9 protein-coding genes are annotated in these 9,827 nt (G+C 70.5%); 7 read left to right on the top strand and 2 right to left on the bottom strand.

The annotated features are described in order from the left end of the window. Positions 1–162: 162 nt before the first annotated feature. The 5 genes from ACFC09_RS18335 to ACFC09_RS18355 all read left to right on the top strand — a co-directional run bounded on the left by ACFC09_RS18335 (position 163) and on the right by ACFC09_RS18355 (position 5,803). Positions 163–1,503 carry an ABC transporter substrate-binding protein gene (locus tag ACFC09_RS18335; protein WP_376529165.1) on the top strand — a complete coding sequence of 447 codons (1,341 nt, stop codon included), beginning with the start codon at positions 163–165 and terminating at the stop codon, positions 1,501–1,503. Further along, positions 1,500–2,465, top strand: a complete 966-nt coding sequence (locus ACFC09_RS18340; protein ID WP_376529168.1) for a carbohydrate ABC transporter permease — start codon at positions 1,500–1,502, stop codon at positions 2,463–2,465. Before ACFC09_RS18335 ends, ACFC09_RS18340 begins: the two co-directional genes overlap by 4 nt. Next, positions 2,462–3,298, top strand: coding sequence for a carbohydrate ABC transporter permease (locus ACFC09_RS18345; RefSeq protein WP_376529170.1), 837 nt, complete (start codon positions 2,462–2,464; stop codon positions 3,296–3,298). Before ACFC09_RS18340 ends, ACFC09_RS18345 begins: the two co-directional genes overlap by 4 nt. A gap of 6 nt (positions 3,299–3,304) precedes the next feature. Continuing rightward, positions 3,305–3,919 carry a hypothetical protein gene (locus ACFC09_RS18350; protein ID WP_376529173.1) on the top strand — a complete coding sequence of 205 codons (615 nt, stop codon included), beginning with the start codon at positions 3,305–3,307 and terminating at the stop codon, positions 3,917–3,919. 63 nt (positions 3,920–3,982) lie between these two features. Further along, positions 3,983–5,803, top strand: coding sequence for a sugar-binding domain-containing protein (locus ACFC09_RS18355; RefSeq protein ID WP_376529176.1), 1,821 nt, complete (start codon positions 3,983–3,985; stop codon positions 5,801–5,803). 95 nt (positions 5,804–5,898) lie between these two features. Here ACFC09_RS18355 and ACFC09_RS18360 read toward each other — a convergent pair whose 3' ends face one another. Then, on the bottom strand, positions 5,899–6,354 hold the full coding sequence (locus tag ACFC09_RS18360; RefSeq protein WP_376529178.1) for a hypothetical protein: 456 nt from the start codon (positions 6,352–6,354) through the stop codon (positions 5,899–5,901). Positions 6,355–6,549: 195 nt separating this feature from the next. After that, complete coding sequence (locus ACFC09_RS18365; protein WP_376529181.1) at positions 6,550–6,924, bottom strand: peptidoglycan-binding protein; 375 nt, start codon at positions 6,922–6,924, stop codon at positions 6,550–6,552. Between the two features lie 570 nt (positions 6,925–7,494). Here ACFC09_RS18365 and ACFC09_RS18370 point away from each other — a divergent pair. Both ACFC09_RS18370 and ACFC09_RS18375 read left to right on the top strand, forming a co-directional pair. After that, a complete protein-coding gene (locus tag ACFC09_RS18370) occupies positions 7,495–8,916 on the top strand; it encodes a serine hydrolase domain-containing protein (RefSeq protein ID WP_376529184.1) in 1,422 nt (473 codons plus the stop codon). 214 nt (positions 8,917–9,130) lie between these two features. Next, the gene (locus ACFC09_RS18375) at positions 9,131–9,736 is read left to right on the top strand and encodes a TetR/AcrR family transcriptional regulator (protein ID WP_376529187.1); all 606 of its coding nucleotides are present in this window, start codon (positions 9,131–9,133) and stop codon (positions 9,734–9,736) included. Positions 9,737–9,827 lie beyond the last annotated feature (91 nt).

Below are 9,827 nucleotides of genomic sequence, written 5' to 3' on the forward strand. Positions count from 1 at the left end.
CCTCCTCCGGGAGCCAGGAGCCGGCCGCGGGCCCCACCACTCCCCCGTCCCATCGCTCCCCCGCCCCATCACTCCCCCGTCCCATCGCTCCCCCGCCCCATCACTCCCCCGTCCCTCACCCCGTTCCCGTTCCCCCATCCACGCCCCTCCGGAAGGCCCCTTATGCCCGAGCCCCGAAGAAGCGGCGGGCACCGACTTCTGAGCCGCCGTACCGTCCTGGCCTCGGCCGCCGTCGGTCTCAGCACCGCCCTGACCCCCGCACTCTCCGCCTGTTCCGCCGCGAGCGGTGGCACGTCCGGCGGCATCACCCTCAGGTTCTCCTGGTGGGGCAACGACGACCGTGCCGCGCGCACCGAACAGGCCGTGCGACTCTTCGAGGAGGAACACCCCGGCGTCAAGGTCCGGACGTCGAACGCGGACTTCGGGTCGTACCTCCAGAAGCTGGCCACCCAGGCCGCCGGCGGCGGCCTGCCCGACGTGGTCCAGCTCGACTACCGCCAGATCTCCCAGTACGCGGGCAGCAAGGCCATCCTGCCGCTGGGCGACGCCATCGACGACGGCACGATCCGGACCTCCGAGCTGGACGCGGGACTGCTGCGCACCGGCAGCTACCAGGACAGGCAGTACGCACTGCCCATGGGCCGCGGCATCACCGGATACGCCTACGACTCCGCCCTCTACAAGAAGGCCGGCATCCCCACGCCCCAGCCCAGTTGGACCTGGGAGGAGTGGGCTAAGGACAACAGGAGGATCGCCGACCTGCGGCTCAGATCCCCCGACGGGCGGCCCGTCACCGGCGCCAACGACGGCGGCGGCAACGAGGACGTCTTCGAGGACTGGCTGCGCAGCCGCGGCGGGCAGCTCTACGCGAGCCAGACCCGCCTCGGGTTCACCGAGGACGACCTCACCGGCTTCTGGACGTTCTTCGACACGCTCCGCAGACAGGGGGCCGTCGCCGCCGCCCGGGACACGGCACAGGCGAACAGCACCGAGACCTCCCCCATGGGCCGGGGCCTCGCCGCCGCCGACTTCACCTGGGACGCTCCGTTCCCCGGGTACACGGCACTGCTCGGCGACGGCACCCACTTCGCGCCGGTGCCCACGACCGACGGCCACGCCGGCGCGTACTTCAAGCCCTCGATGCTCGTGGGCGTCGGCGCGCACACCGCACATCCCAAGGAGGCGGCCCAGCTGGTCGACTTCCTCGTCAACGACCTGCGGGCCGGCGACGTCCTCGGCTTCACCCGGTCCACACCGCCCAACCGGACGGTCGCCGGCCGCGTCGCCAAGACCCTTGAGGGACCGGAGCTGGAGATCTACCAGTACGCCGTGAAGATGGAGAAATACGGCCTGAGCGCCCCGCCGACCGCGCCCCCGCGGGGCGATCTGGCGATCCAGACCGCTTTCGGCCGGGAGTACCAACGTGTGATGTTCGGGCTCGCCACCCCCCGGCAGGCGGCGCGCGAACTCATCGACGAGGCAGGCAGGGAGCTGAGGTCATGAGTACGGTGTCGACCAGGGCGCCCGCGCGCGCCGGCCGTCCGCAGGAGCCACGGCCGCCTGCCAAGCGCCGCCGCGGACGGGAACAGCAGTGGCCCGCCTTCGTGTTCCTCTCACCGTGGATGATCGGCGCGGTCGTCCTGACCCTGCTGCCGATGGCCGTGTCCCTGTACCTGTCGTTCACGGACTACAACCTGTTCGACCCGCCGCACTGGGTGGGCCTGCGCAACTACACCGACATGCTGACCCAGGACCCCCGCTACTGGCGCTCGGTCGGCACCACCCTGCTGTACGTCGTGATCGCCGTGCCCCTCAAGCTGGCCGCCGCGCTCGGCGTGGCGATGCTCCTGAAGAACCTCGGACGCGGTCGCTCCTTCTACCGCTCCGCGTTCTACGCGCCCTCCCTGCTCGGGGCGAGCATGTCCATCGCCCTGGTGTGGCGCGCGCTGTTCAACGACGGCGGCTCGGTCTCCCACATACTGGACGCCGTCGGCATCCACGCCGGCGGCTGGGTCGGCAACCCCCACCTGGCGGTGTACGCGGTCGTCCTGCTGACGGTGTGGCAGTTCGGCGCCCCCATGGTGATCTTCCTGGCGGGGTTGCAGCAGATATCCCCCGACCTCTACGAGGCCGCCGCGCTGGACGGCGCGAGCCGCCTGCGGCAGTTCCTCTCCATCACCGTGCCGATGCTGTCCCCGGTCGTGTTCTTCAATCTGGTGCTGGAGACCATCCAGTCCTTCCAGGTGTTCACCCCGGCCTTCGCGATCAGCGGCGGCGACGGCGGTCCCGCCGACTCCACGATGTTCTACACGCTGTACCTCTACGAGCGCGGCTTCACCGCCTCGCACATGGGCTACGCGGCGGCGATGGCCTGGCTGCTGCTGATCGTGATCGGCATCGTCACCCTGATCCTCTTCAGGACCTCCCGGTCCTGGGTCTTCTACGCGGACGAGGAGGGACGATGAACCTCGCCCCCAGACGATGGCTGCCGCACACGATCGCCGTCGTGAGCCTGCTCGTCCTGCTCTATCCGGTGGCCTGGCTCCTCGCCACCTCGCTCAAACCGGCCAACGAGGTGGTGACCAGCCTCGACCTGTGGCCCAGCCACCTGGAATGGTCGAACTACACGACCGCCCTGGACGGTGTGTCCGGCGTCTCGGTCACCCGGCTGCTCGGCAACACCCTGCTGATCGCCGCGGGTGCCGTCGTCGGCAACGTCCTGTCCTGCTCACTGGCCGCCTACGCCTTCGCCCGGCTGCGCTTCCGGATGCGGGGGCCGATGTTCGGCTTCATGGTGGCGACGCTGATGCTTCCCCACCACGTCGTCCTGATCCCGCAGTACATCATCTTCAACCGGTTGGGCATGGTGGACTCGTACTGGCCGCTGATCCTGCCCAAGTTCCTGGCCACCGAGGCGTTCTTCGTCTTCCTCATCGTCCAGTTCATGCGCGGGCTGCCCCGCGAGCTGGAGGAGTCGGCCCGTATCGACGGCTGCGGCGCGTTCCGCACCTACTGGGCCATCACGCTGCCGCTGACCCGGCCCGCACTGATCACCACGGCCATCTTCACGTTCATCTGGACCTGGAACGACTTCTTCACCCAGATGGTCTATCTCTTCTCGCCGGACAAGTTCACCATCACCCTGGCGCTGCGCAGTTTCGTCGACCAGTCCAGCACCTCCGCGTACGGCCCCATGTTCGCCATGTCGGTCATCTCCGTGGTGCCGATCGTGCTGTTCTTCTTCGTCTTCCAGCGCTACCTGGTGCAGGGCGTGGCCACCTCGGGACTGAAGGGCTGACGACACATGACCCAGGTCTCCTCCCCCTCCGCCCGGGGCCGCCGGGAGCCCGGCGAGGTCTTCGGGAACGGCTTCACCCTCTTCGCCGACATGCTGCTCGTGGGCCTGCTCACCAGCGCCGCATGCCTGCCGGTCGTCACGGCGCCCGCCGCGTTCGCCGCCGCGTCGGCGACGCTGCGGCCGGCCGCCGGCCACGGCGCACCGGTCAGGGCCGCCGCGTACCTCGCGCACCTGCGCGCCCGCCTGTCCGTCGCCTCCCTGGCCGGTGGACTGCTGCCGCCGATGCTCGTGGTGATCCTGCTGATCGACGTAAGTCTGCTGGGCAGCGCGCTGCCCGGCGCGCCCGCCGTGGCCCTCGCGCTCGTCCTGCTGGTCCTCGGCGCCGCCGTCGTGGCGCTGCGCGCCACGGCCTTGCAGGACCCGCACCGCCTGTCCGTACGCGAGGGTCTGCTCCGCTCGGCCGCCGACCCGCGCGGCACCCTCCTGCTGGCGGCCGGCGTGCTCCTGGCCGGGCTCCTCGCCTGGTCGATACCGCTGCTGATCCCCCTGCTGCCCGGCCCGCTCGCCTTCGCCGCGACGGTCGTGGACATCCGCTCCGCACCGCGCCACGGCTCCGGCTGACCCGCCCCGGCTCCCCATCCCTGGCCCCCGAACGTCCGCGTACGACACGACCGGAGTTCCCGCATGCCCATGCCCCACACCCACCTGGACGCCGCCGGCCATCCGAGGCCGCAACTCGTCCGGGATCCCGACTGGCACGATCTGAGCGGACCCTGGCAGTTCGCCCACGACGACGCGGACCGCGGCCGGTCGGAGCGGTGGATGGCCCCCGGCACCACCGAGCCCTTCACCGCGACCATCACGGTGCCCTACCCGCCGGAGTCCGAGTCCTCCGGCATCCATGACACCGGCTTCCACCCCGTGCTGTGGTACCGGCGCACCGTGGAGGTGGCCGCGCCCGCCCCGGGCCGCCGTCTCCTGCTGCACTTCGGGGCGGTCGACTACCGGGCCGAGGTCTGGGTGAACGGCCACCCGGTGGGCCGGCACGAAGGCGGACACACCGGTTTCACCTGCGACCTCACCGACGCCGTCGACCAGGACGGCGCCCAGGTCGTCGTGGTCCGGGCCGAGGACCAACCGGGCGACGCCGCGCAGCCCCGGGGCAAGCAGGACTGGCGCCCGGACCCCCATGTCATCTGGTACCACCGCACCTCCGGTATCTGGCAGCCGGTGTGGCTGGAGGACGTCCCGGACGAGCATCTGACGGCGGTGCAGTGGACACCGGACGTCGCCCATGCCCGCGTCCGCTGCCAACTGCGCCTGAACCGCCTGCCGAGCCGGCCCCTGCGGGCGACGGTCCGCCTGGCACAGGGCGATCGCGTACTGGCGGAGCAGCGTGTCCTGACAGACGGCCAGGACACGGTGTTCGACGTCGCGGTGCCCGCCCTGCGCCACGGCCAGGAACTCGACGACCTGCTCTGGAGCCCGGAGCGCCCGCACCTGACGGACGCGACGGTGGTCCTGAGCGACGCCACCGACGACACGCCCGTCGACACCGTCAGCTCCTACCTAGGGCTGCGCGACCTCGGCTGGGACAACGGCGTCTTCCTCCTCAACCACAGGCCCTACTTCCTGCGCTTCGCGCTCCAGCAGGGTTACTGGCCCGCGTCCCATCTGTCCGCCTCGGCCGACGAGTTGCGCCGCGACGTCGAACTGGCAAAGGAGATCGGCCTCAACGGGCTGCGCATCCACCAGAAGATCGAGGACCCGCGCTTCCTCTACTGGGCCGACCGGCTCGGGCTGCTGCTGTGGGAGGAGATGCCGTCCGCCTACGTCTTCGGCACACCCACCGTCCAACGTGTGATCAGCGAGTGGACCGAGGCCGTCACCCGCGACCTCAGCCACCCTTCGATCGTGGGCTGGGTCCCGATCAACGAGTCCTGGTCGGTCCCGAACCCCGCTCTCGTCCCGGAGCAACGGCACTTCATGGACGCCCTCTACCACCTGACGAAGGCTCTGGACCCCTCGCGCCCGGCCGTCTCCAACGACGGCTGGGAGATCTCCGCCGCCGACATCTGGGGCGTGCACGACTACACCCAGCACGCGTGGGAGCTTCGTGAGCGCTACGGCCACGCGTCCCTGCGCCGGGGCGAGGTGGTCGAGCAGTGGCCCGGTGCCAAACGGCTGACCCTGGCGGGCACCCGGCACGAGGGCCAGCCCGTCGTCCTCAGCGAGTTCGGCGGGGCCACCTTCGAGCCGGCGCAGGGGGAGGCGTGGTTCGGCTACGACACCGTGGCCACGGAGCAGGAATTCGCCGACCGGTTGACCGGCCTGGTGGCGGCGGCGGTGGACTCGCATCTCGCCGGCTTCTGCTACACCCAGTTCACCGACACCTTGCAGGAGACCAACGGACTGCTCACACCGGACCGCCGTCCCAAGATCCCGCTCGCCGACCTGCGCGCCATCCTCACCCGGACCCGCAGGCAGTCCCCGCCCGCGGCATGAGGCGTTCCGCTCCCGCACCCGGCGCGTCAGGGTGCGGGAGCACGGTGGCGGGCGGTGCTGCCGACGGTCTTACCACACGCACCGGCGGAGGGCGGCTACTCGTTGTTGACTTCGGACGCCTCGTTGGAGCACCCGTGCCAGGTTCCGGCCGTGGAGTCGTAGATGCACGCCTGCCAGGCAAGCGAGCTTCCGGGGTAGCCGTAGTAGTTCTTGCTGCTCTGTTCGTAGTAGTCCTTGTTGCACACGCCCCACTTGCCCGCGCCGAGCTTGTTGACGCACGAGCCCTGGCGGTAGAGGATCCACGCCGATCCGTTCCACAGCGTGTTCTTCCACGAGGCGGTGGCCGAGTGTCCGTCGGGGTCGGTGTCCTTGACCCACCACTTGTCGCCGTACTTCTGGAAGCAGGCCGTACTGCCGGTCAGATCGACGCAGGCCATGCCGGACGGCGGCGACCCCGCCTCGGCGGTGTCCCATTCGTAGGGATGCACTTGGGCCCCGACGGGCGACTGCGGGACTGCCTGGGCGGCCGGAGCGGCGAAAGCGCCCGCCATCAGTGCAGCAACACCTACGAGAATGCCCAGTCTTCCGAAAACCCTCATGTTGTCTCCCACGAATGGCGTTGTCTCAGCTCGCACCGCCGCACCCGACCCGCACCCGCGCCGTCTTCGGACGGACGCCGTCCGGGAACGGCACGACGGCGTTCCTCCGGCGCATCTCGGTGTTCTCGCGCGCTGATGCCCCCGGCATCAGCCATGAGTACCGCCGGCCACTTCGCGCAGTGCCGCCCAGGTGTGGACGCCGACCTTTCCGTCCACGGTCAGACCCCCGTACCAGGACTGGAACCGCTTGACCGTGCTCTCCGTGATCGACCCGAACTCACCGTCGACCGTGATGCCGAGCAGACACTGCACCTCCCGGACCCTGGGCCCGAGGTCGCCACGGACGGTCAGCGCATTGCCGGAGTAGTAGCCGCACGTGAAGGCGGCTGCCGCCGCCGGCACACTGCTCCGGGATGCCTCCGACCCCGCCGCATGCGCTGCCGGTCCCAGCCCGAACGCCAGCCCACCCAGACACACCAGCGCGGCGCCGTACGCCGCCACCCGACGATGCGGTCTCTGCACCGAAACGATCACACGTCTACTCACACGCACTCCCAGCGAACGGACCTCGGTATGTTCTCGGGCCGACGGCCTGACCGACTCGAACGGATCACGACGGACCCACCCCGGCTTCGCCGTCGACGGGCCTGACAAGTCCCGGCTCGGGCACCGCAGTCGACGCCGCGGGAACTCGTACGAGGGGACACCGCTCGGCCGCGCCCCGCCTGCCCGAGCGCTGTCGCCTTTCACGAGGAAGCTACCGAAGGACACGCCGAGAAGACGTCGGCCCACAGCGCACGGCCGTTGGCATGGAGTGCACAGTCCGAGACGGCCGGCGCCCGTGCACGTACCGGAAACCTCGCCCGAGTCCGCCATCCGAGGTTTCCGTCCCGCCGACCGTTCAGGCTGGTGGTGGCGGTGGACGTGACCTCCCTCAGAGGAAAACCCTTGCGATGTCCAGCCACTTCTGGGTGTCCTCACCGACCGCCGTGAGGTCGGTCTCGGCTCGGGACCGGGTTCCGGTGCCGGGTCCCCCGAAGCAAGTCCGTGACGGCCCTCGCGATCTCGGGGACGGCGAGAGAGGATGCCTGCATGAGTGTGCGCCCGCTGCCCCAGAGCACCCCCGCCGCCCAAGGCGTCGACGCCGACGGAATCCACGCCTTCCTCGACGCCCTCGAAGCCGCCCCCGACATAGCACCCCACAGCCTGATGATCCTGCGCCACGGTCACGTGGTCGCCGCCGGCTGGTGGGCGCCGTACGCGCAGGACCGCCTCCACCTCCTCTACTCGCTGAGCAAGAGCTTCACGGCGACGGCCGCCGGCCTCGCCGCAGCGGAGGGTCTGATCCGGCTGGACGACCCGGTGATCTCGTACTTTCCGGAGTTCGAGGCCGACATCACCGATCCGCGCAGCCGCGCGATGCTCGTACGGCACGTGGCGTCGATGTCCAGCGGCCATGTGGCGGAGACCCTGGACCGCGCGCAGGCCGCCGACCGGGAGGAGTTGGTGCGCGGCTTCCTGCTGGTCCCCCCGGACCGTGACCCGGGCACCGTCTTCGCCTACAACCAGCCCGCCACCTACACGCTCGCCGCGATCGTCCAGCGGGTCACGGGCCAGTCGCTCATCGACTATCTGCGTCCTCGCCTCTTCGAACCGCTCGGCATCGGCGAGGCGGTCTGGCAGCGCGACCGGGCCGGACGCGACCTGGGTTTCTCCGGCCTGCACTCCACCACGGACGCCGTCCTCCGGCTCGGCGAGCTGTACCTGCGGGACGGTGTCTGGGAGGGCGAGCGCCTGTTGCCCGCGTCCTGGGTGGCCGAGGCCACGCGTCCGCAGGTCTCCAACGCGGACGGTTCCCCGGGCGGGACCGACTGGAAGCAGGGCTACGGCCTCCAGTTCTGGATGTCCCGGCATGGCTACCGCGGTGACGGCGCCTACGGGCAGTTCTGCGTGGTGCTGCCCGAGCACGACGCCGTGATCGCCATCACCGAGGAGACCGTGCAGATGCAGCAGGTGCTGGACCTGATCTGGGAGCACCTGCTGCCCGCCTTCCGGCCCGGACCGCTGTCCGGCCGGGAGCGGACGGACGCGGCCCTGGCGGAACGCCTCGCGGGACTCGCGCTGCCGCCCGCCGCGGGAAAGCCCGCGCCCGCCGAGCGGGCCGAGGAGTGGGCGACCGTCGAGTTCGCCCCGGGCGAGCCGCCGGCCGGGACGACCTCCGTGGAGGTCGCGACAGGGGCCGACGGCACACGCCTCACCCTCGTCGAGGACGGTCGCCGCATCGAACTGCGGCTGGTGGAGAACGGGTGGAGCATCGCCGAGGAACCGGTTCCGACCGCGGTGAGCGGTGGCTGGACGGACACCGGCACGCTGGAGGCGGACGTGATCTTCCTGGAGACCCCGCACCGGCTCACGCTCACCTGCTCCCTGCCCGACCGCACGTTCACCCTGCGTTGGCACACCCAACCGCTGCACCCGTTGCCCCTGCACGCGATGGGGGCGCCCCGCCGCTAGGGTCCTTCTGCTGGATCTTGGCTGGTGGGCGTGACGATCGAGGACAACGCCCGGCGTGCCCGGCCCCCCGTGCCGCGCCCCGGCCCCGAAGGCTGGACGCCACCCGGTGGGCCGGGGGAGGCAGATGGGCGGATGACGATCACTGCCGCACATGTTTCGGAGCGGTCGCCGCACGTTTCGAAGAGGTCGCCGCGCCCCACGTATGCTCCTGTTCATGAATGCTGTACAGCCTGCCCGCAAACGTGACGGTGCCGCGACGCGCGAGGCGATTCTCGCCGCGGCCGTGGTGGAGTTCACGGAGCACGGTTACGCGAGGGCCGGGGTTCGGCAGATCGCTGAGCGGGCGGGTGTGACAGCGATGATGATCAACCGTTACTTCGGGTCGAAGGAAGGACTCTTCGCCCAGGCGGTGGACCGGGCTTTCGGGCCGCCGACGGTCGTCGGTGACGATCGCCGGAGTCTGTCGCGAGAGATCGCGCACACGCTCGCGGAGCGCACCGCGCCCGGTGCCGAACGTCTCGATCCGTTCCTGCTGATGCTCCGTTCGGTGCAGGATCCCGAGGCGGTGGATGTCCTTCGCCGGGGCATCGAGGCGCACGTGGGTGAGCGCCTGGCGGGGCTGCTGGAGGGACCTGAGGCGGAGGTGCGGGCCCAGCTCGGGCTGGCTCTGGTCGCGGGAACGTGGCTGCTGCGTACCGTCGTGGGTACGTCCGCCCTCGCCGAGGCCGACAACGACAGCCTCGCGGACCTCCTGACGGGCATGCTCCGACCGGTCACCGGGGAGGCGGATGCCGGAACTGCCTCTGCCGCCGACGCCTAGTGCCTCGGCAGGCAACGTTTGCCCGTCAAGGAGCGGCGTTCGGTGCGTGGCCCCCACTGCCCTGGACGGGCGTGGGAGGTACCCCCACTCG

The sequence above is a fragment of the Streptomyces sp. NPDC056161 genome (assembly GCF_042268025.1).
In the GTDB taxonomy this organism is placed as follows: domain Bacteria; phylum Actinomycetota; class Actinomycetes; order Streptomycetales; family Streptomycetaceae; genus Streptomyces.